At 51.0% G+C, this 22,012-nt stretch carries 22 protein-coding genes, 1 tRNA gene and 1 riboswitch; of the genes, 13 read left to right on the top strand and 10 right to left on the bottom strand.

The window, feature by feature from the left end; translation table 11 throughout:
• Positions 1-534: 534 nt before the first annotated feature.
• Together AC1DWB_RS15165 and AC1DWB_RS15160 are read right to left on the bottom strand one after the other, a co-directional pair.
• Entirely contained in the window at positions 535-1,311 is a 777-nt protein-coding gene (locus tag AC1DWB_RS15165; RefSeq protein WP_477541913.1) for an alpha/beta fold hydrolase, read from the bottom strand.
• A gap of 150 nt (positions 1,312-1,461) precedes the next feature.
• Positions 1,462-1,539: transfer RNA gene (locus AC1DWB_RS15160), tRNA-Arg, on the bottom strand.
• 302 nt (positions 1,540-1,841) lie between these two features.
• Between AC1DWB_RS15160 and AC1DWB_RS15155 the strand changes: the two genes are divergently transcribed.
• The 3 genes from AC1DWB_RS15155 (at position 1,842) to AC1DWB_RS15145 (ending at position 4,677) form a co-directional block, all read left to right on the top strand.
• The gene (locus AC1DWB_RS15155) at positions 1,842-2,912 is read left to right on the top strand and encodes an HD-GYP domain-containing protein (RefSeq protein WP_477541912.1); all 1,071 of its coding nucleotides are present in this window, start codon (positions 1,842-1,844) and stop codon (positions 2,910-2,912) included.
• A 28-nt stretch (positions 2,913-2,940) separates the two neighbouring features.
• Positions 2,941-3,627 carry a Crp/Fnr family transcriptional regulator gene (locus AC1DWB_RS15150; RefSeq protein WP_477541911.1) on the top strand — a complete coding sequence of 229 codons (687 nt, stop codon included), beginning with the start codon at positions 2,941-2,943 and terminating at the stop codon, positions 3,625-3,627.
• 102 nt (positions 3,628-3,729) lie between these two features.
• The gene (locus AC1DWB_RS15145) at positions 3,730-4,677 is read left to right on the top strand and encodes an aldo/keto reductase family protein (RefSeq protein WP_477541910.1); all 948 of its coding nucleotides are present in this window, start codon (positions 3,730-3,732) and stop codon (positions 4,675-4,677) included.
• A 115-nt stretch (positions 4,678-4,792) separates the two neighbouring features.
• On the opposite strand, the gene tadA is transcribed toward AC1DWB_RS15145, so the two are convergent.
• Positions 4,793-5,251: a tRNA adenosine(34) deaminase TadA gene (gene tadA / locus AC1DWB_RS15140; protein WP_477541909.1), complete on the bottom strand. Its 459-nt coding sequence runs from the start codon at positions 5,249-5,251 to the stop codon at positions 4,793-4,795.
• A 437-nt stretch (positions 5,252-5,688) separates the two neighbouring features.
• Between tadA and ychF the strand changes: the two genes are divergently transcribed.
• From ychF to glyA, 10 genes are all read left to right on the top strand, one after another.
• On the top strand, positions 5,689-6,789 hold the full coding sequence (gene ychF, locus AC1DWB_RS15135) for a redox-regulated ATPase YchF (RefSeq protein ID WP_477541908.1): 1,101 nt from the start codon (positions 5,689-5,691) through the stop codon (positions 6,787-6,789).
• Positions 6,790-6,843: 54 nt separating this feature from the next.
• Entirely contained in the window at positions 6,844-7,911 is a 1,068-nt protein-coding gene (prfA, locus tag AC1DWB_RS15130) for a peptide chain release factor 1 (RefSeq protein WP_477541907.1), read from the top strand.
• A gap of 5 nt (positions 7,912-7,916) precedes the next feature.
• A complete protein-coding gene (gene prmC / locus AC1DWB_RS15125) occupies positions 7,917-8,798 on the top strand; it encodes a peptide chain release factor N(5)-glutamine methyltransferase (RefSeq protein WP_477541906.1) in 882 nt (293 codons plus the stop codon).
• Between the two features lie 427 nt (positions 8,799-9,225).
• The gene (gene spoIIR / locus AC1DWB_RS15120; protein WP_477541905.1) at positions 9,226-9,975 is read left to right on the top strand and encodes a stage II sporulation protein R; all 750 of its coding nucleotides are present in this window, start codon (positions 9,226-9,228) and stop codon (positions 9,973-9,975) included.
• A 136-nt stretch (positions 9,976-10,111) separates the two neighbouring features.
• Positions 10,112-11,269 carry an L-threonylcarbamoyladenylate synthase gene (locus AC1DWB_RS15115; protein WP_477541915.1) on the top strand — a complete coding sequence of 386 codons (1,158 nt, stop codon included), beginning with the start codon at positions 10,112-10,114 and terminating at the stop codon, positions 11,267-11,269.
• 103 nt (positions 11,270-11,372) lie between these two features.
• Positions 11,373-11,939: a manganese efflux pump MntP gene (locus tag AC1DWB_RS15110; RefSeq protein WP_477541904.1), complete on the top strand. Its 567-nt coding sequence runs from the start codon at positions 11,373-11,375 to the stop codon at positions 11,937-11,939.
• A gap of 14 nt (positions 11,940-11,953) precedes the next feature.
• Positions 11,954-12,541: a low molecular weight protein arginine phosphatase gene (locus tag AC1DWB_RS15105; protein WP_477541903.1), complete on the top strand. Its 588-nt coding sequence runs from the start codon at positions 11,954-11,956 to the stop codon at positions 12,539-12,541.
• Between the two features lie 78 nt (positions 12,542-12,619).
• Positions 12,620-12,700: riboswitch (ZMP/ZTP riboswitch) on the top strand.
• Positions 12,701-12,802: 102 nt separating this feature from the next.
• Positions 12,803-13,261 (top strand): ribose 5-phosphate isomerase B, encoded by a 459-nt coding sequence (gene rpiB / locus AC1DWB_RS15100; RefSeq protein ID WP_477541902.1) that lies wholly within the window; start codon positions 12,803-12,805, stop codon positions 13,259-13,261.
• A gap of 23 nt (positions 13,262-13,284) precedes the next feature.
• A complete protein-coding gene (locus tag AC1DWB_RS15095; RefSeq protein WP_477541901.1) occupies positions 13,285-13,857 on the top strand; it encodes a TIGR01440 family protein in 573 nt (190 codons plus the stop codon).
• A 35-nt stretch (positions 13,858-13,892) separates the two neighbouring features.
• The gene (gene glyA, locus AC1DWB_RS15090) at positions 13,893-15,140 is read left to right on the top strand and encodes a serine hydroxymethyltransferase (protein ID WP_477541900.1); all 1,248 of its coding nucleotides are present in this window, start codon (positions 13,893-13,895) and stop codon (positions 15,138-15,140) included.
• A 95-nt stretch (positions 15,141-15,235) separates the two neighbouring features.
• On the opposite strand, the gene AC1DWB_RS15085 is transcribed toward glyA, so the two are convergent.
• The 7 genes from AC1DWB_RS15085 to AC1DWB_RS15055 all read right to left on the bottom strand — a co-directional run bounded on the left by AC1DWB_RS15085 (position 15,236) and on the right by AC1DWB_RS15055 (position 21,979).
• A complete protein-coding gene (locus tag AC1DWB_RS15085) occupies positions 15,236-16,018 on the bottom strand; it encodes a tyrosine-protein phosphatase (protein ID WP_477541899.1) in 783 nt (260 codons plus the stop codon).
• A gap of 36 nt (positions 16,019-16,054) precedes the next feature.
• On the bottom strand, positions 16,055-16,873 hold the full coding sequence (locus tag AC1DWB_RS15080; protein ID WP_477541898.1) for a carbohydrate ABC transporter permease: 819 nt from the start codon (positions 16,871-16,873) through the stop codon (positions 16,055-16,057).
• 27 nt (positions 16,874-16,900) lie between these two features.
• On the bottom strand, positions 16,901-17,872 hold the full coding sequence (locus AC1DWB_RS15075) for a carbohydrate ABC transporter permease (RefSeq protein ID WP_477541897.1): 972 nt from the start codon (positions 17,870-17,872) through the stop codon (positions 16,901-16,903).
• 39 nt (positions 17,873-17,911) lie between these two features.
• Entirely contained in the window at positions 17,912-19,228 is a 1,317-nt protein-coding gene (locus AC1DWB_RS15070) for an ABC transporter substrate-binding protein (RefSeq protein WP_477541896.1), read from the bottom strand.
• Entirely contained in the window at positions 19,228-20,220 is a 993-nt protein-coding gene (locus tag AC1DWB_RS15065; RefSeq protein ID WP_477541895.1) for a metallophosphoesterase family protein, read from the bottom strand. The genes AC1DWB_RS15070 and AC1DWB_RS15065 overlap by 1 nt, the downstream gene beginning before the upstream one ends.
• A 23-nt stretch (positions 20,221-20,243) precedes the next feature.
• A complete protein-coding gene (locus tag AC1DWB_RS15060) occupies positions 20,244-21,065 on the bottom strand; it encodes a metallophosphoesterase family protein (RefSeq protein ID WP_477541894.1) in 822 nt (273 codons plus the stop codon).
• A gap of 272 nt (positions 21,066-21,337) precedes the next feature.
• Positions 21,338-21,979: a GntR family transcriptional regulator gene (locus tag AC1DWB_RS15055; protein WP_477541893.1), complete on the bottom strand. Its 642-nt coding sequence runs from the start codon at positions 21,977-21,979 to the stop codon at positions 21,338-21,340.
• Positions 21,980-22,012 lie beyond the last annotated feature (33 nt).

The following is a 22,012-nucleotide window of genomic DNA, read 5'->3' as shown; positions in this document are numbered from 1 at the left end:
GCACAAGGATGCCCTGAACCACGACGCTTAGTACTTACGAGAGGATGGTAGAGCGATGCCCAAAGATCAAGCGCAACCTGTGAATCCCCCTACCGRCCAAGYGAATCAGCGAGATCATGACGGGGCGGTACAGGAACCTATGTCCGGTTCGAAAAAGACGAAGCAAGCGAATCATACGCGTCATAACAACGCGAAAGGGTAAGGCCGGATTCGCCCATGAAGAAATCAAAAAAATGTGTGAATAAAACGATAGCTTGAGGACATAATACAATTGACGGTGTGAAGAGAGGTGTGGTTCCGTTGAATGCTTCAGCAGAATTGTCACAAAGTGATCAGTGTTCTACCTCTTACTAGGAAGCGGAGGGATGTGCCAAACGCACAATAGGGTGTTTGTAACACATTAGGTTGTTGGCTAACAGCAACTTGCCGAGGTTAACGAAGAAAAGGTCAGGCAGATCGATCTATCATCCACCGTCAGAAAAGGACCCGCAAGGGTCCTTTTTGCTTTTACTTTTGGCTGACTGCGATCGTGCGTTAACAACGGGTCTGGACAAACTCGATTATAGTTCGAGATAATGCGTCCGGCGCCTCCTGCATGCTCATATGGCCGGCTTGTTCCAATTGAACGGGTGAGATGTGATCGCCTTGCACAGAAAATGCTTTGTCCAGCGGGATGATGAGATCCTTACCCCCTGCAACGAGTAGTATGGGGAGAGCAGCTTCACGAAGCACATGATGGCGATCCACACGATCTCTCATCGCTTCAGCCGTATGAATAGCACCTACAGGCGAGGTTGCATACCCGATATGTTTGGCTGCTTGAACCGAATCCGACATGGTGTCTAGATGTTCCGGAGCGAACAGCTTCGGAATTAAGCCGTCAATGAAAGGCTCCATTCCTGTCTCTTGTATGGATGCAATCGCTTTGTTACGATTCGCCCTTCCTTGTTCATTGTCAGGGAACGCTGTTGAGTGGATCAGGCCGAAACCAGACAGTAAGTGCGAATACTTCTCCACAAAGGCAAGGGTTACATACCCGCCAAGTGAGTGGCCGAGCAATACAGGTTTGTCCAATTGCAACTGTTGAATAAGATCAGCCAAATCATCGGCCATGCCTTCGATTGTATAAGGTACATCGGGTGCTTCTGAGCGTCCGTGTCCGCGCAAATCAGGGGTGATAACACAATAGGAGGAGCCAAGCGGTTCCCGCACTTTATTCCAATAGGCTGAGCTCCCACAGAAGCCGTGTACCAATACAAGCGGGCGGCCTTCCCCAACCTGTTCATAAGCAAGTTGAATATGATCGGTCATAGCCTCTCATCCCTTCCATAGGTTCGAACTTATTCATAAGTATGCCCAACTGGCGTATAAAAAGCAAAAGAGTGCGCGAAAACAAACACAAAAAAACTCCTCAGGATCTGTAGGAGAATTCGCGATGGATCGTATGATTTTAATGAAAAATGGCGTCCCGCGGCGGGATTCGAACCCGCGACGCATAGTTTAGGAAACTATCGCTCTATCCAACTGAGCTACGGGGACGCAGCAAAAATCATTATAGCACATTTTCGCAGCAGGAAAAAGCAGAATCATGTTTGATGATTGAATGGGTAAAAAGTCCTATCTTTATAAAAAAACGGATAATAACCCGGATTTATAGGATTTAATGACTAAAAAGAGGTGTCAAATTTCATATTTTTTTTGTAATATAATACACAGAGCTTACGAGATTAGGTATGGGATAATGGAATGAGCATAGATATTTTGGGTTTTGATAACTACACTTGTAAGGAGAAAGGACTACTGCCATGCGCCTAATTCCTACTCATTTGTGTGTACCCGGCATGAGATTAGGCAAACCTATCTTTAACGGAGATGGACAAATCTTAGTCGGATACCAGTATGTATTATCACAGAATGTGATTAATAAGTTGCACAAGATGGGTATTGAGTATCTTCACATTGAGGATGCACAAACCGATGATATTATTATTGAAGATCTCATCAAAGAAGAAACCCGTGTTAATCTACGATCTACGCTTCATCACATCCTGGATCGTGTCGCAAGCACGAGTTATGACGCTAAGAGCGCTAACGGCCAGTTACACCGACTGTGCTCCAAGAGCGTAAGTATGGTCATTGATGATCTGCAGCATCAGGATACGATTATGCTCATGAATATGAATGTGTTTCAATCAAACGTGTATGAGCAGAGTTTCATTCAGAAGTCGATCAACATATGCGTCTATGCAACAAAGCTCGGGATGGTGGAAGGCTACACCGGTGAAGACTTGGATACGTTCAGCTTGAGTGCCCTGCTTCACGACATCGGGAACCTGAAGGTACCTCGGGAAATACTTACGAAACGCTCTTTATTGACACCATTCGAGTATGCGGAAATCAAGAAACATACCGAATATGGCTTCAAGCTGCTCAAGGATGAGCCCGGCATACCGATTACAGTCGCACACTGTGCCATGCAGCACCATGAACGTATCAATGGAACCGGTTACCCTCATGGTCTCAAAGGGGATGAGATTCATCCGTTCGCGCAGTGGATCGGCTTAATCGATACGTACGACTCCTTGACCCATCCTAGAGCGCACCGAGAAGCAGTCCTTCCTCATCAGGCTATTGAAATCTTGTATGGTGGGGCCGGTACGTTGTATGACATTCATAAGGTAAGGCAATTCCGGAACAGGGTGGCCTTGTTCCCGCTTGGACTGAGCGTGGAGCTGAGTTCTGGTGAGACGGGCATCGTTTCGAAGGTGAATAACGATTTCAAGCACCGGCCCGTTATCCGGATATTACGTAATCCGTATGGTGAGCCGCTTAAGCAGCCGTACGAAATCGATTTGTCGCGTCACTTAAACGTAATGATTTCCCGTGTGGGAGAAGCAGTAGGCAGTAAATAGTGTCTTCTCCAGAAAAGAGAGTATGGAAATGAAAGAAATCGCAGCACTAGTACGCAACGTCCCGTTGTTCGAGCATTTGAAGGACGAAGAGCTGATGACGATATCCTCCCTGTTCATCGAGCGCAAGTATAAGAAGAATGCGATTATATTCTTCGAAGGCGATACGGGTGACGAGCTGTTCGTGGTGAAAAGCGGGACGGTCAAAATTTATCGGCTCGACAACACGAAACAAATTACCCTTACTTTGTTCCGGGGTGGAGACTTTTTCGGAGAAATGTCACTCGTACAGAGAGGCTTCACCCGATCGGCCAATGCCGAGACGCTGGAGCAGAGTATCTTGTATACGCTGAATCGTACCACGTTCTTCGAATGCATGGAGCGAACACCATCCTTATGCTTGAAGCTGTTGGAAGTTACGATGAACCGACTGCGAAAAGCGAATGAGCAAATCCATGATTTGACGTTCCTCGACGTACGGACCCGTATTCTGAAGACGGTGTATCAGCTGTCGCTTGATTATGGTGAGGTGAAGCGCGGGCAGACACAGATCGCTATCAAGCTGACGCATCAGGAAATCGCCAACTTGGTAGGAACGGTGCGGGAATCGGTTACGAAAGTGCTGCAGGAGCTGCAGGAAGAAGGCACCATTTCGGTTGACAACAAGATGATCACGATTCTTGATATGCCCACGTTAATAAGTAAAGTGCCCTCATGAAGGAAGCCGTTAGAACGAGCGGCTCCTTCTTTTTATGTTACAATAGAGCAGTGGAACGAGAATCCGGCACGCGGGTAGCGAGCCATAAGGAGGTATTCGGGCATGCAGTTTCGTAATTTGGGTAAATCGGGTTTGAAGGTTAGTGAAATCAGCTTGGGCAGTTGGTTAACCTATGGAGGGTACGTAGAGAAACAGCTGGCAATCGATACGATACATAGGGCATATGAAGCGGGTGTCAACTTCTACGATACCGCCAACGTCTACATGCGTGGAGAAGCGGAAATCGTAGTAGGCGAGGCCTTGAAGGGCTATTCACGGGACTCAGTCGTCTTGGCTACTAAAGTGTGTGGACAGATGGGGGATGGACCGAACGACAGAGGGTTATCCAGAAAACACATCATGGATCAGTGCGACGCCAGCTTGAAACGGTTGGGAATGGACTATATTGATCTGTACTACTGCCATAGCTTCGATGCTTCCACACCAATGCAGGAAACGCTGAGAGCGCTTGATGATCTTGTTCGACAGGGGAAGGTGCTGTATGTGGGCGTCAGCAACTGGAGCGCCGCGCAGATGACGGAAGCGATTCATCTAGCGGATCGCTTCCTGCTGGATCGCATTGTAGCGAGTCAGCCTCCGTACAGTATGCTGAAGCGCGATATCGAACAGGATATACTGCCTACATGTGACAAGCTCGGAATCGGCCAAGTGGTATATTCTCCGCTCGCTCAAGGAGTCTTATCGGGGAAATACAAGACGATGAACGACGTGCCGAAGGGTAGTCGCAGAGATACGGAGCGCGGGAGTCAGATCATCAGTCGATACCTCACCGAGACGAACCTGGAGCGGGTTCAACAATTGCAAGCGATCGCCGCCGAGGCAGAGCTTAGCATGACGCAGCTGGCATTGGCTTGGGTGCTGAGACAGCCGGGCGTCTCCAGTGCCATCATCGGTGCAAGCTCGCCGCCGCAGCTGGAGGAGAACGTGAAGGTGACTGGCATACAGTTGGCGCAGGAGCACCTTGAGCGTATCGAAGYGATTCTAAAGTAGAAATAGCGTGAGTCCTACAAGATGATCATAGAAACCCCCGTCCGATCGGACGGGGGTTAAGTGTAGTGCAGAGTTAGGGTGGAACCCGGGTTGGCGAGGAAGTAAGCTGCCTTGTCTATTGTTTGCCCCGTAATTGTCGGAAAAACTGCGTCAATAGCAGTGCGCACTCTTCCTGCAACACCCCGGTAATGACTTCAACGCGATGATTGAACCGATCTTCCTGAGGCAAGTTCATTAGAGTACCGGCACAGCCTGCCTTCGGATCAGTCGTTCCGTATACGAGCTGTTTCACTCTGGATTGTACGAGTGCACCTGCACACATCGGACAAGGCTCCAATGTTACGTAGAGTGTGCATTCGAGCAGCCGCCAAGCCCCTATTCGTTCGCTCGCTTCTTTAATCGCTATCATCTCTGCATGGGCGGTAGGATCGAATGTCGTTTCGCGTAGGTTGTGGCCTCTACCGATAATTTCCCCATTGCGCACGATGACGGCGCCGATCGGAACTTCCCGAAGCGCTTCCGCTTTCCGGGCTTCCGCAATGGCCTCCAACATCCAAGTTGTATGCTCGTTCATTTGTACATATCCCCAAACTAATATAGTAGTGAACGGGTTGAGTCCCGAACATTTATTCCGTTGTTAACAGACTGTGGATAAGTTTGTGCATAACTCCCCAAGTGGTGTCGATAACTGCTATCCACATGGGGATAACTAAAAAATCAAGGGGTGTGAATCAATTGTTGTTATTGTAGTAGATGCACATTGGAATAGCAAGTTAAGAACAGTGGAGGTGATAGAATGTCTGGAATGGGGGATTTGTTCAAAGAAAGGATATAAGACATGGTCCATAATTGGGGATAATATCGGGTAAGATGTGAATAAAAGCTGTGCGATTTGAGGATAACTAGCCCGTTTTTGGGGATAAGATGTGGATAAAGGGGTATAGATGACATTCCAGTAGTTCTACTATATAATGTATTAGTTAACAGAGAATCTGAGGAGTGTGCATATAGATGGCTTTATCTTGCGGTGTTGTGGGACTTCCCAATGTCGGGAAATCAACTTTATTCAATGCAATTACGCAGGCGGGCGCCGAGATGGCGAATTACCCGTTCTGTACAATTGACCCTAACGTAGGCGTCGTGGAAGTGCCGGATGATCGACTGAAGAAGCTGACCGAGATTGTCGTGCCGAACAAGGTCGTTCCAACGGCATTCGAATTCGTGGATATAGCGGGTCTGGTTAAAGGCGCCAGCAAAGGGGAAGGCTTGGGGAATAAGTTCCTTGCCCATATCCGCGAAGTGGACGCGATTGTGCATGTTGTCCGCTGCTTCCAGGATGAGAACATTACCCATGTATCCGGCAAGGTGGATCCCATTGGGGATATTACGACGATTAACTTGGAGTTAATTCTGGCTGACATCGATTCGGTGGATAAGCGGATTGATCGTTCCCGTAAAAATATGAAGGGCGGCGACAAGAAGTACGCCCAGGAAGTAGAATGCCTCGAGCGTGTGAAAGAAGCGTTGTATAACGATCAGCCGGCTCGCTCTGTGGATTTGACAGACGAAGAGAAGCTGTTGATCCGCGACCTGCATTTGCTGACGATGAAGCCGGTGCTGTATGCAGCGAACGTTAGTGAAGCGGAGGCAGCAAATGCGGACGACAACCCGTTCGTGAAGTTGGTACGTGAATTCGCTATGCTGGAAGGGGCGGAGGTCGTTCCGATCAGCGCAAAGGTGGAGTCCGAAATCGCCGAGCTGGAAGGCGAAGACAAGGAAATGTTCCTCGAGGAGCTAGGCTTGACGGAGTCAGGGCTGAATCGCCTGATTCGAGCAGCCTACAAGCTGCTTGGGTTGTACACATATTTCACAGCGGGGGTACAGGAAGTACGCGCCTGGACGATACGCAAAGGGATGAAGGCCCCACAAGCAGCGGGAGTTATTCACACGGATTTCGAAAAAGGGTTCATTCGTGCTGAAGTGGTCTCTTACGATGATCTGGTGAACAGCGGTTCGATGAATGCAGCCAAGGAGAAGGGTCAGCTGCGTCTGGAAGGCAAAGAATACGAAGTTCGTGACGGCGATGTCATGCACTTCCGTTTCAACGTATAAATATATGAGGTTGGATAGTCCCTTGAGGGAGATCTTTTAAGGAGGTTTGGACTTATGTTAGACCGTTTGCAGGCGCTGGCTGACCGGTATGAGAAGCTAAGTGAACTGCTCTGCGACCCCGATGTCGCTAACGATTCGAAGCGGCTGCGCGAATACTCGAAGGAACAGTCGGATTTGCAGGAATCCTTCGAAGCCTACTCCGAGTATAAGAGCGTCATGGGGCAGTACGACGCCGCGAAAGTCATGCAGAACGAGAAGCTGGACGAAGAAATGCGTGAATTGGTCAAGATGGAGCTGGAGGAGCTGACGGAGCGTAAGGATGAGCTCGAAGATAAGATTCGCGTCCTGATGCTTCCCAAAGATCCGAATGATGATAAGAACGTAATCGTAGAAATTCGCGGAGCTGCGGGTGGGGACGAGGCAGCGTTATTCGCGTCTGACTTGTATCGCATGTATACCCGATTCGCCGATACGCAAGGCTGGAAGACGGAAATTCTCGAAGCGAACTTAAATGACTTGGGTGGATTCAAGGAAATCATCTTCATGATCTCGGGCAAGGGCGCATACAGCAAGATGAAGTTCGAGAGCGGTGCACACCGCGTACAGCGCATTCCGGTAACGGAATCTGGCGGACGTATTCATACGTCCACGTCGACTGTTGTGGTCATGCCTGAAGCGGAAGAAGTCGAGATTGATATCAAGGAGTCCGACATTCGTGTGGATACGTTCTGCTCAAGCGGAGCAGGCGGACAATCCGTCAACACGACCAAATCGGCGGTGCGCGTTACCCACGTGCCTACGGGCATTGTCGCGACTTGCCAGGATGGCAAGTCACAGAACTCCAACAAAGATAAGGCGCTTCAAGTGCTGCGTGCCCGCATCTATGACATGATGAAGCAGGAAGAGGATGCGAAGTACGGCAGTGAGCGAAAGAGCAAGGTAGGTACAGGTGACCGGAGCGAGCGAATTCGCACGTACAATTTCCCGCAAAGCCGGGTGACTGACCATCGTGTCGGACTGACGCTGCACAAGCTCGATCAAGTGTTGAATGGCGACATGGAGGAAATCATCTCCACATTGACGCTTGAAGCTCAGTCGGAGCTGTTGGATAAAGGGGAATAAGGACGATGTCTACCATACGTGAAGCCTACTTGCAGGCTTCTTCTTTTTTGCAGCAGGAGTCGGTGCGAGATCATGCGATTGTAACGGAACTGCTGTTATGTCACTTGTTGGGATGGAGTCGAACAGACCTGTTCCTGCGCTGGGGAGAGCCGTTTCCGGCAGAGAAGGAGACCGAATGGTCTGGATATTTGCGGAGGAAAGTGGGCGGGGAGCCGGTACAATATATAATAGGCGAACAAGAATTCTATGGACTTTCGTTTCACGTGGAACAGACGGTGCTTATTCCGCGGCCGGAAACTGAGCTGCTCGTGGAGGCGATTATGAAGCTGGGTAAGGAGCTGTGGCCGGAGGGAACGGCAGTTGCCGCGGCGGACATCGGCACGGGCAGCGGAGCCATCGCGGTCACGCTCGCCGCTCAATGCCCGACGTGGCGTGTGCATGCGGTTGATCTATCGCCGGAGGCGCTAGAAGTAGCTCGTGGCAATGCACGGCACAATGGCGTGGCGGAGCGGGTAGCCTTCTATCAGGGTGATTTGATGGAGCCTTTCTTGCAACAATCGGAACGAGCAGGAGCGTTGGATATTGTTGTATCGAACCCTCCATACATCGAGACAGAGGCGATCGCCGAGTTGGAAGAGCAGGTGCGCTGTTACGAGCCGATCCTGGCGCTGGACGGTGGTCCGGACGGCTTGGTACTCTACCGCAGGCTTATAGATCAGCTGACCCGGCTCCAGCCGACCTCACCGCGTCTTGTCGGCCTGGAGGTAGGGCAAGGCCAGGCACGTGATGTAGCTTCGCTGCTGGAGCGGGCCGGACAGTGGGACGACATTCGAATAGTGCTGGATCTAGCAGGTATTGAGCGGCATGTGATCGGGGTTCGGCGGTAGCTGGGTAACAGCAAACGAGGTATACTAGATGGAACATAAGGCTATCGATTCATTGTGAATACAAAGTGGAAAGTGAAAAAGAGAACCCTGGCGAGTTTTGGCTTGAACCTTCATACCGCAAAATCCCTTATACAATCCAAGGAGGTTCAAACAAGATGTTTGAGCCCTGGGGCCCCCGCAAAGTACCCGGAATATGCTCCGAAGCTTATCTTCACTTTGTGGGGTAAAGTTTAGGGGTCCTTTTTCACTTGGAACGGCCGTTTTTGCTTCAATTAACAATGAATCGACAGTCTCAACATATAGCTTAGATGGGAATGGATTGCTAGAAGCCGATTGCTAGATTCATAGAAAAATTAATAGATTCGTAGGTTTAACTCTCTTCTCTCCTGGCCATACTTGGACTAGGTAAGGAAGGGAGTTGTTTATTATGGTGAAACGCGTATCGTTAAGGCCTTATTTCTTTGTAGCCTTTGCCATTATGGTCATGATGTTTTGTTGGGAATCGAACCGAATTCAAGCGGCTGTCTTGGATTCTACTATACCAAAAGATTCGATCCGCATCCGAATTCTAGCTAATTCTGATAACCCGCAAGATCAATGGATCAAGCGTCAGGTGCAGCTTGAAGTGGTCAAGGAAATCAGTGGCTGGGTCATGGATCCGCAAGACCTGGATGAAGCTCGGACGCAGATCCAAGCGAACATTCCGAAGCTCGGGCAGCTTGTAGGTGAAGTGTTGGTTGCTAACGGCTATGCTAACGACTATCAAGTCGAGCTCGGTCAAGTGCCATTCCCGGCCAAGCAGTACGGCAGTAAGACATATCCGGCGGGCAACTATGAAGCGCTGCGCATAGTACTTGGCAGTGGACAAGGTCAGAACTGGTGGTGCGTGCTGTTCCCTCCTCTATGCTTCGTTGGTGTGAAGGCCAGTGCAGAGAAACCTGCTAATGAGCAGAAGGCACAGACGGGGCAACAAGCGGCTGGGAAGGCAAGTAAAGACGGTGCAGCTGTGCAGAAGCAACAAGAAACCGTGAAACCTGCTACGCCATCTGTTGGGAATGCCAAGGCAGCCGTAGCAAGCGCGGGAGAGCAAGAAGCCGCTCCGAAGACGGAAGTAAAATTCTTCCTATGGGAAGTCGCGAAGAAAGGCGTCATGGTCATCAAGGGTTTGTTTGCGTAAGTTGGAACGGTAGGTTCAAGGGAAATCCGATGGCTCAATGGGACGTTAACTAGACGCCGCTCGGGATGACAGCCTCTTGCTGAAACGCTATAATGATGGAATTGGCTATTATTACTGGAGCAAGGATGCGTTTCGAATGACGAAATATTGGACGATTGACCCGGCAGTGGCGGCCGGTACCGATAAGAACGATAATGCTGACGCAATACATTTAAAGGCGATAGCGGAAGCGGGCGCTCTACTGGCCGCTGGTGAGATCGTAGCGTTCCCCACCGAGACGGTGTACGGCCTCGGTGCGGACGCTACCAACTCGGCGGCGGTCGAGGCAGTCTTCCGGGCGAAGGGTCGCCCGTCCGACAATCCGCTCATCGTGCATATCGCCGATTGGGCGCAGCTGGACGGGCTCGTCGCCGATGTCAGCGACGCTGCCCGCAGGCTGATGGCCCGGTTCTGGCCCGGGCCGCTCACGCTCGTGCTGCCGGCGCGTCCCGGCGCCGTGTCCCCGCGGGTCACGGCCGGGCTCGCGACCGTGGCCGTGCGCATGCCAGCGCACCCTGTGGCGCTGGCACTGATCCGGGCGGCGGGCTGCCCGGTGGCGGCCCCGAGCGCGAACCGCTCGGGCCGCCCTAGCCCGACGTTAGCGGCGCACGTCCGCGAGGATCTCGCCGGACGCATCGCGGGGCTGGTCGACGGCGGGCCGACCGGCGTCGGGCTCGAGTCGACGGTCGCCGAGGTGATCGGCGACCGGGTGCACATCTTGCGGCCCGGCGGCGTGACCGCGGGTGATCTGCAGGCGGCCGTGCCGGACTGCACGGTGGAGGATGCGCGCCAGGACCACCTGGTGCATCAAACAACGCCAACCAGCGGGGGCAACGAAGATAACGAATCGTACATCCCGAGATCGCCCGGCATGAAATATACCCACTACGCCCCGCAGGGGGAGCTGACTATCATCCGAGCGCGAGCTGTGGAAGCCGCGCATTCGCCTCAGGACGAAGATCTGGTCCGCGCCTGGATTCAACAGCAAGTGAATAAGGCACGCAAGCGTGGTGCGCTCACGGGCATCTTGACCACGCCTGAACGGGCTGGACGCTATGAGGCAGATCTGGTCATCCCTTGCGGAAGCGCCTCCGATCTGGAAGCCGCTGCGCACAACCTGTATGCCGCGCTTCGGCAGTTCGACGAGCAAGCGATCGCCTTCATATGGGCCGAGGCGTACCCGGAGGAAGGCATGGGTGTGGCCTTGATGAACCGACTGCTGAAAGCTGCCGGGGGTCGAATCGTTGAGGTGTAGGTGATAGACTCCTAGGCGGCTTGGCCCATGATAATGTACATGTTTCCMTTCTTGTCCGCATATGTTGATTTAGGAACATAGGACAGGATGTGGGGGAGATAGGATGGTAGCCGTAGCTGCTTCTGCACATGCAGGACAATTCATTACAATTCTTATGATGGCCGTTGCCCTTGGCATGGATGCGTTCTCACTCGGGATCGGCATCGGGCTTAAGGGGATACGGCTTTTGCATATGGTCCGCATCAGTTTCGTGATTGCCTTGTTCCATGTTATGATGCCTGTATTGGGGATGTTCATGGGGCAATATGCCAGTGCTCTGCTGGGGGATGTGGCCATGCTGGCAGGCGGCGGGCTGTTGATCATACTCGGCGGACACATGCTCTATACTTCATATGACAGCGTGAATCGGGAAATGATCGATTATCGCTCCATCTGGAGTGTGGTATTGGTTGCCTTGAGCGTAAGCATTGATTCCCTATCGGTGGGGGTCTCCCTTGGACTATTTGCAACCGACCTGTTATTGACTGTAAGCATGTTCGGCCTATTTGGCGGTGTCATGTCTATTCTAGGATTACTGCTCGGGCGCAATGCAACCAAATGGGTAGGTAAATACGGAGAGGCACTCGGCGGCATTATCTTGATTGCATTCGGGATCCGATTCTTAGTATAAAGGCGGGGAGCACTATGAAGATTCAGCACATCTTGTTCGTATGTACCGGGAACACCTGCCGAAGTCCGATGGCGGAAGGCATGCTTCGCCGGATGGTGGATCAGAATGGGCAGAGCTGGGACGTGCGGTCTGCAGGCGTTGCAACGTCAGGCGGGTCGCCCATATCCCAGCACGCGGCCGCCATTCTGAAGGGTAAAGGAGCAGGGGATAAACAAAGCTCGGCTGCTCTGTCGGAGGAAGGGGTCCAATGGGCGGACTTGATTCTCACCATGACCGCGTCCCATAAATATACGGTTATCCATCGTTTTCCTGAGGTAGCGGACAAAGTGTTCACGCTTAAGGAGTTCGCCGAGGATGACCCCCACGTGCTGCGACTTATCGCGGAGCGCGGGGAGCTGGAGTCGGAGCTCCAGATCAAGCAGGCACTTGCGGAGCGTATTGCGGAACGGGATTTGCAGAGGCTTGCTGCGTTGGAGCGGGAGCTCCCCGATCTGGATATTAGCGATCCCTTCGGTGGTCCATTCCATCAATATGAGGCTTGCTCGCAAGAGATCGAACGTGCGTTAGTGAAGCTTATGGCCAAGCTGGAAGCGGCGGATTGAGCCTTCTTGGCGTGGGATTGGTGTGGGTAAGGCCTCTTTACACGGTATAGGGATTGAGGTATGATGAGAGTAAGAGGATGGACTCGATGTAACTGGCGACGAACGGGGATTACCCCAATGGAGCATCGAGACATACGGCCGGTCGCCTGGGCAAAGAGCAACGAACGTTTTCGGACGGTCGGCGTGCTCTTTTTTTCATCTTAACCGGCGTTTCGGTTATAATAGTGGAGAGATATTGCCAAGCTTAGGAGGCCTATGAAGATGAAAATCGCGATTGGAGCGGACCACGCTGGGTTCCGATTAAAGGATGATGTAATTGCTTTGTTGAAAAGTGAGGGACATGAAGTAGAGGATTTCGGTTGCCACTGCGCGGATTCGATCGACTACCCGGATTATGCCTTGCCTGTTTGTGAACAGGTCGTTAACGGGACTGCGGATCGCGGCATTCTGATTTGCGGTACGGGAATCGGCATGACGATCGCCGCTAACAAAGTTCCAGGTATTCGTTGTGCGCTCGTTCACGATTTATTCTCAGCCAAAGCAACGCGGGAGCATAATGATTCCAACGTATTGGCTATGGGGGAGCGGGTTATCGGTCCTGGTGTAGCACTTGAAATTATAAAAACTTGGCTGGACACCCCCTTCTCGGAAGGGCCTCGTCACGTGAACCGGATCCAAAAGATTAAAGGGTTGGAAGACCGCTTCGCACTTCATCCTTAAATCATTGCTTGGGGGCTGATAACATGTCACAGCACGACGCAACGCATACGATCACGCAAGATGTCGAGCTCATGCTGCGTGAACTTGTTCAAGCGGGCGGCATCCGACAAGGCCATATAATAGTCATCGGTACGAGTACGAGCGAGGTAGTCGGCCAGCATATCGGGACGGCCGGAACCGAAGATGTGGCACGCGAAATATTCCAAGCGGTTGAGAACGTACGAAGGGATGTCGGCTTCCAGCCCGCATACCAGTGTTGCGAGCATCTGAATCGGGCGCTGGTCATTGAGCGCGAGCTGTTGGCTGCACAACCCGTTCTGGAGGAAGTGACTGTCGTACCTGTCCGCAAGGCGGGCGGCTCGATGGCAGCCTACGCCTATCGGCACTTCTCCAATCCTTGCGTGGTAGAATCGATTCAGGCGCATGCAGGTATTGATATTGGTGACACGCTGATCGGAATGCACCTCAAGCGTGTAGCGGTGCCGGTCCGTCCCACGATTCGATCGATTGGACAGGCACATGTCACGATGGCGTACACCCGTCCGAAGTTAATCGGCGGCGTTCGCGCCATGTATTCGGTAGACCAGGAAAGTTAAACTCATTATTCATTATCCCAGGAGGAATCGTACAAATGGAAAACTTACGCAAATCGGACCCGAAAATTCTGGAAGCTATTCAGTTGGAACGCGGTCGTCAACAAGACAAGATCGAATTAATCGCATCGGAGAATTTCGTCAGTGAAGCAGTTATGGAAGCTATGGGAACGGTCCTGACTAATAAATACGCAGAAGGCTATCCGGGAAAACGCTACTATGGCGGCTGTGAATATGTAGATGTTGTGGAAACCATCGCCCGTGACCGCGCGAAGGAATTGTTCGGTGCTGAGCACGTGAACGTTCAACCTCACTCTGGTGCCCAAGCGAATATGGCGGTTTATTTGGCGGCGCTTAGCCCCGGCGACACTGTACTCGGTATGAACCTGGCCCACGGCGGCCACTTGACACATGGTAGCCCGGTTAACGCTTCTGGCCTGCTCTATAACTTCGTCGCTTACGGTGTAAGCGAGAAAGACTCCCGTATCGATTATGATGAAGTACGCAAGCTGGCCTTCAAGCATAAGCCTCGCATGATCGTCGCTGGCGCCAGTGCATATCCGCGCATTATCGATTTCGCTGCACTTAGCCAAATCGCTAACGATGTAGGCGCGTTGTTCATGGTCGATATGGCACATATTGCCGGTCTGGTCGCCACAGGCTTGCATCCAAGTCCTGTACCTTACGCGCATTTCGTTACTACGACTACGCACAAGACGCTTCGCGGTCCACGGGGTGGTATGATTATGTGCCGTAAGTCGTGGGCGCAAGCGATTGATAAAGCGGTATTCCCGGGTACTCAAGGTGGACCACTTATGCACGTAATCGCAGCGAAGGCAGTCTCCTTCGGCGAAGCCTTGCAACCGGAATTCGCTACGTATACCCGCAATGTAGTTAGCAATGCCCAAGTGCTGGCTGAAGCACTGATCGCTGAAGGGCTGAACATCGTTTCCGGCGGCACCGACAACCACCTGATGATGGTTGATTTGCGCAGTGTCAACATTACCGGTAAAGAAGCTGAGCACGTTCTGGACGAAGTGGGCGTTACCGTGAACAAGAACGCGATTCCATTCGATCCGACCAGCCCGTTCGTCACAAGCGGTATTCGGATTGGCACTCCAGCCGCAACTAGCCGCGGCATGGATGCGGAAGCCATGAAGCAGATCGCCAAGATTATCGCCATGACGCTTAAGAATCCAAGCAACGAAGGCGTACTGAACGATGCCCGTAGCCTTGTGAAGCAATTGACTAGCCAATTCCCGCTGTATAAAGGTCTGGCTTACTAAGAGTTCGCCTACAAGGTTCGAACAACAAATAACCTCCGGTGAAAGTCCGCGATCCAGCGGACAATCCGGAGGTTATTATTGTTTACCCTCTTGACCTATTCCAAATACATATCGCGAATCTGGTTGCGCTTCTCCGTTGTAATGTCGAACTCGCGCTCGAAGTAAACGTCCCAATCCCCGTATTCTGCCAAGACGGCTTCCAAGGCAGCGCTTAAATAATGCTCACTCGCCTCGAACACGTCCTTCAAGTTCTGCAGCGTAACCGCGTCCAGCTTGTCCGCCATACTCTGCACCAGCACGGAGGTCTTCGGCCCCAGCGTTTCATTCGTCAGCAAGTAGTCCTCCATAATATCGGCGTCGGAAACGCCAAGGAGCTTCAGAATCAGGGCGGCCCCTACGCCGGTTCGGTCTTTTCCTCCGGCGCAGTGGTGAAGGATGCCCATCTGTTCGGATGACTGAATCGTCTCCATGAGGAACTGGTAGGCCGGATTGGCGAATGGCAGCTTGGCATACATCTCGATCATCGTGTTGCGGTTCAGCTGTCCGCTCTTCAGGTAGTCCTCGACACTGCCGCTTGAGCCCGCCGCAACCGGGTTCGCTTCGATCCGACGGTAGACGATCCCTTCAGCAGTTGGCGTCGGGCTGCGGTCCGCTTCATGGCTGCTGCGGTAATCGAGAATCGTCTTGATGTTCAACGTTTGCAACAATTGCTTATCCTGCTCGGTCAAGCTTCCCATTTCGTCGGAGCGGAACAATTGCCCATACTTGACCGTGCGGCCGTCTTCGGTTAGGTATCCGCCCATGTCGCGGAAATTGCTTGCACCTTCGAGCGGAATCACACGGTTGGCCGGGTACGGGTCTTGTAGTTTATTCGTCATGGTTGATAGTCACCTCTATGGTTAGAATGATTAAAGCTATTTAATACCGAATCTAACGAACGAATCTACGACCTGCCGCTGAAGAAGAAGATAGATCACCAAGATGGGCAAGCAGGAGATGGTTGTAGCCGCCATCAAGGAGCCCCACATGTTCGAATCGGAGTTCACGAACAACTTCAACCCGATTTGCAGCGGGGCATTCTCCATTTTCTTCGTGATGAGCATCGGCCATAAATATTCATTCCAGCCGTTTATGAACAAGAGAATGCCTAGAGAAGCCACTGTCGATTTAATATTAGGCAGAATATGTCTCGTTAAGATGCCGAAATCACTTTCTCCGTCTATGCATGCGGCTTCAATCAATACGGTAGGATAAGCTTGAAAGCTCTGGTACAGCGACAAAATGGCAAACGTGGAAACCGCAAATGGCAGAACGATCCCGAGCACCGTTTCATTTAACCCGATTTGATTAATGAGCACATAGTTAGGAATCATGATCGATTGAAACGGGATTAGCCACGTCAAGCTAAGCAAGGAAAAGATAAGCAGCTTTCCTCGGAATCTCCAGCGAACAAGCGCATAGGCCGCTAGCAGGCTTGTAATCAACTGCAGGGAGGTCATAAGAATCGCAACCCCAAACGAGTTGAACATCATCCGAAAGATCGGCATTTCAGCAAACACATAGGCATAATTGTTCCATGTGGGTTTTAAAGGGAATATGGAAGCCGTGAATATTTCCGACTCATTCTTGAACGAGGAGATCAGCATCCAATACAGAGGGAAAATGGCAATCAAACACATGATAGACAACAATCCATGTTGAATGATCTTGGAAGGTAGGGATCGTTTCTTCACTGTTCGGCTCCTCCTGTTCTCATTGTTCTAATTGTCGTAAAAAGCGTATTTTCTCGAGAAGCTGTTCAGCGTCAGCGCAATGACTCCGAATACGAGGAAAAACATCAAGGCCGCCGCCGAGCTAAACCCGACATTCATATTCGAGAATCCGAATTTGTACATCTCATAATAAATATTAGTTGATGAGCCGTAAGGGCCTCCCGTTGTAAGAATATCAATGTAGGCGAACGTCCACTGGCTGGAGAAGAGGATGCTCATGGTCAGCATGAAAATAATCATCGGTGACAGCAACGGAACTGTAATGTGTCTAAACAACCTGAACCTGCCCGCTCCATCCAGCGAGGCGGCTTCGTAGTATTCTTGATTGATGCTCGTTAGCGCCGCCGAGAACATGATCGTGCTGAACCCGACCATCTTCCATCCTGTGATTAATAGAATGATCCACTTAGCGAAGTTCGGGTCCGAAAAATACGCAATCGGATTTCCGATGACCCCCAGCTTCAACAGCGTGATATTGACTAAGCCATTGGAGGGATGGAACAACCAGCGCCAGATCGCGCTTACGGACACAGGCGCAAGGATCATCGGGATGAAGAAGAGCGCCCGGTACACATTTTTCATCCGGCCTTCCATTTGCTGCGTCGCTGTAGCTAGCAACAAGGGGATAGTGATTGAGAAGGGGAGCAGCCCGACTGTATAGAATAGGGTGTTTCCAATCGAAGCTACAAAGTTCTTATTCTGGATCAGACGTGCGAAGTTATCCATGCCCACGTAGACTGGAATAGTCCCTGGCACCATGCTCCATTTGTGAAAAGCCAGATAAAACGTGCTGATCAACGGTTTATACATCCATATGCTCAGCAGCAGTAACGCGGGGAGCAGGTATAGATAGGGCTTAAGCCATTGAATGACCTTGGTTTTGTTCCATACTCTTTTTCTCGAAACAGCAGCTCTCCCCGTTAAGGGGGGTGCATATTTATTCTCGATGACTCGGTTCATAGCGATTCCTTTCCTCATAAAGAATTGGGGTGCTATTCTTTACTTGATCATGCCGTTGATTTCATCCTGGGCTTTCGTTAAGGTTTTCGCTACATCCTCATTGGAAATAACCGATTTGACAATGGCATCCGTGAAAGCTGTCGATATTTCCGTAGCGTATTCCCCAGGCCATATGGCGACAGGTTGAATTCGTTTTAATTGCTCGAGGTTGATTTTATACAGCGGATTCTGGTCCACGAAGCTTTTCAAAGCGTTCGGATCGTCTGCAAGACCGGTACGGAGTGGCAAATAACCTACCTTGGAAGTAATGATCGTGTAGCCGCGATCACCAGTTACGAACTTGATAAATTCCCAGACTGCTGCATTCTTCGTCGCACTATCCGGTCTGATGGCCAATACGCTGCCCGAATTGACAGGTATGGACGGTTTGTCACCAAACTGCGGAAGTCCTGCGCCGTACAGCTGCCAACCCCCAGCTTCGGCAGCTTTCTTAGCCCCGCTGTGAAGAGCGGTAGAGGAAGCATACATCCCCAGATTGCCCGCCATGAACTGATCGCTCAACTCCGCTTCGTTTCCTACGGCATGGGCGCCGTTCTGATAAAGGTCTTTCCACATCTCGATGGCTTGTACGCCTTGTTTGTTCGCGAACGACACTTTCTTCCTGTCCTTGGAGAGCACTTCACCGCCGTTGCTAAGAATAAGCCCCTCGGTAATCCAGGCATTATTCGGGGCGAGCCCGAAGCCAGCCTTGCCGGTAGCTGCTTTAATTTTCAAAGAGGCGGCTTTGATTTGCTCCCAAGTTTGAGGAGGCTGTGTTGGGTCCAGGCCAGCTTCTTTGAACAGTTTTCCGTTAATAAAGATGATCGGCGTGCTGAATGTGAAGGCCAAACCGTACATTTTGCCGTCAATTTTCCCTAATTCCAACGCATTCGGCGAAATTCCCTTGAAGTGGGCATCGAGCTCTTCTTTCGGAAATACATCTTCATAAGCTTTAAACCCGAGCGTCGTTCTTGAGCTGTCCAAGGTGCCGAATGGGTGCTGAACGACATCGACTTGCTTACCCGCCGATATATCCGCCTTATATTGCTGGAAAGTGGCATCGGCTACGCCTTCGACAATGACTCCCTTTTCTTTGCCTACTGTCGTGTTGAATTCTTGAATCAGCTGTTCCATCCCGGGCTTCATAGTCGGATAGGCTAAGCTGTAGGAATAAAACGTGATTTTAGCTGGATTGCTCGGATCCAGTGCGCCTAGCTGGGGTTGTTTGGAAGCCACCGTGGCGGTCCCACAGCCGCTAAGACCTACAGCGACCGTCAGCGCCAACGCTAAGGTAGTCCCCTTTATCATGCGTTTCATTACAAGACCTCCTGTTTATCGCTCACATGTAGCTCGAATCGTTCCAGTGTTGATACGGCATCCAGATCAATCACTTGATAATGAACTTCTCCATCCTTCACCGTAACCCAGAGAATATGGTCGATGGAGCCGACGGAATCGCCGTGCCAGCACGCTCCTGTCCGGCCCATTTGAATATAGGTTCTGTCTTCCTTGGTCATGACCTCCAACTGATGCAGATGGCCGGCAAACATCGTATAGGAGCGGGTGTTCAACATGTCTTCCAGCTTCTGAAATGGCACGGAATCGGATTTCCACGAAGGCTTGTGCATAAATACGAATGTCATCTTCACGTCCGGGTTCTCGTCCAGCACGTTCTGGAAAAACTGAAGCTGCTCGTCGCTAATATTCGGCACATTCCCCTTCTTCATATCTTCAACGGTGAATTGAGCCATCATATGGTCCATGAATTGTTGCACATACCGTTTGGACTGCCCAGGATCTCTCGCTACGTCGTACGTGACTTGTCTGAATTGGTGCAGCGTATCCCCTGTCATTCCGATCGGTTCTTCTTCTGTATTCACTACAAGGAAAAGCGACTCGTGGTGACGGAAAGCATAATATTCGAAGCCTTTGCGCTCGCGCCAAACCTTGACCATCGTTTCATTGCCATAGTCATGGTTACCAACGACATGGAAGAACGGAACCGCTAAGCTTTTTAAGAGGGTGTCGACATAGTCCCATTCCGCATGGGCTTCCGATTCATTCTCCCAATAGCCTTCAATAAGATCGCCTACCGACATCACGAAATCCGGCTTTAACGAACGGACAAGGTCCAATCCTCGTTCAAACACGCCTGGAGTTGTAATTCCGCAACGATCACCGATCACCGCGAAGGAATAATCGCGACTCTTCATCGGATCTAATTCACCGAACCAAGGTTTCTTAGCTGATCTTCCTTCGGTTGGATCGTATAACTTCATTTGTTCCTTCTGTTGAATAGGGGCAGTCATCTCAGAATCTCTCCTTATACGTGTTAGTGTTGCGCTACAAGCGCGGACATTGGGAAGCGGGCGATCTCGGCATTGGATGTGGGAAGTACGATCGTTTGGACAGATATACCCTGAGCGTTAGCGGACACTACGTTATAGCTGCAGAAGTCGAACATCCGGAACTGCCCTTCCTCAGCAATCTCTCCGCCGAATGCCGTGCCGGCGGCGGCAACACTGACGATTCCTTGATACAACCCGACATTGTTCGAGTGAACATGGCCCGCCATAATGCCGATTACGTCCGTTTGGTGCAGAACTTGTCCGACTTCCTCCATATTGGTAAGGAGATGATCGGCCGCCATTCCGTTAATGTTCAGCAGCGGGTGGTGAACGGCGACAATCGTACCGATCGGAGCAGGGGTTTGCAGCTGCTCGGCGAGCCAGGTCAGTTGTTGGTCATCGATCGTACCGCTGTGTTTGCCGGGTGCTTGTGAGTTCAATCCGATCAATCGCAGTCCAGCGATCGTATGGGAGTAGTAGTACGCTTGTTCGGAAGGCGTCTCGCCGAGATAACCTTCGCGAAAGGCCGACCGGTGATCGTGGTTTCCGAGGATGACGAAGACGGGAGCACCGACTTGTGCCGAACATTCATCGAGAAGCGAGCGGATATAGGCGTAATCTTCCGCATCGCCTTCATGCGCCAAGTCTCCGGTTATCAGAACAAAGGAAGGCGCGATGCCGGATTGGTGAATATGCCCGAACACTTGCTTTACTTTGTCTGCGACGTGGAGCTTAGCGAAAGGAGCTTCTTTGTCCGGTGCGTTCAGATGAGTGTCGGTAATGTGAATGAATTTTACGGTTTCCATTGATTTGCGCCTCCATGGGATATGAAATGGTTTTGTACAAGAACAATCTTGTATACAAGAATTATGCATCTTGTATGTAAGATGAGTGTTAAGCAGGCTTTGAGGTTTTGTAAATGTTACGGGGCAAGGATAAACGCCTAACGGCGTCCTTTTGACGCCGTGCGTTTTCCGAGACGATGAACAATCAGCGGAGTTATACTTTCTGAATCGTAAACAAAAAAAAGACTTCTCATGAAATCATGAAAAGTCTCTGCTTGAACAAACCATTCTAATTAACCGCTTCTTATTAGCTCTTCCCGGACATTCCACTTGGACTCCAGAATCGCTTTCTTCGCCTCTTTGAAGTTACCCTCAGTTAGCAGTCTGTAGATGTCCGCGTACAGCTTCTTGCCCGTATAGGGGCGGTTCGTGCCTTTGATGGATCGATGCGCGACGACAAAAAACAACAGTTTATCCTTGTACGTATCGAAAGTTTGCTGGATGCACCGGTTGTCGATGGTGGCGAGAATGGTGTTCATGAACAGGAGGCCGTTCTCGTAATAGTCCCGGTACCGCTTTTGCTCGCTCGCTTCGATCAACTTGTCGAGATAGAGCTTCATCGTATCCAAATCAATTTCATATTGATGCTGCTCCGTGACGTCCAGGGCATAAAAATATAAGGCTGTCATAAGGTCGAAAATATCGTACAACTCTTTGATGTCGATTTCTTTTACGAGAATGCCGCGTTTTTTGAGCGTTTCGACGAACCCTTCCTTCTCAAGCTGGGCGATGGCCGCCCGGATCGGTGTACGGCTCATATTCAGCCCGCTTGCGAGTTCGCTTTCGGAAAGCAGATTTCCGGGCAAATATTCGGCATTCAACAGTTTTTGACGAATTTCCTGATAAGCAATCTCCACGAGAGGCAAGTCAGACATGAGGCAAGTACTCCTTTTAGCGTTTAGGAAGCG

It is taken from the genome of Paenibacillus sp. P4_E11 (genome assembly GCF_056401635.1).
This window is presented reverse-complemented; position numbering and strand designations above follow the sequence as displayed.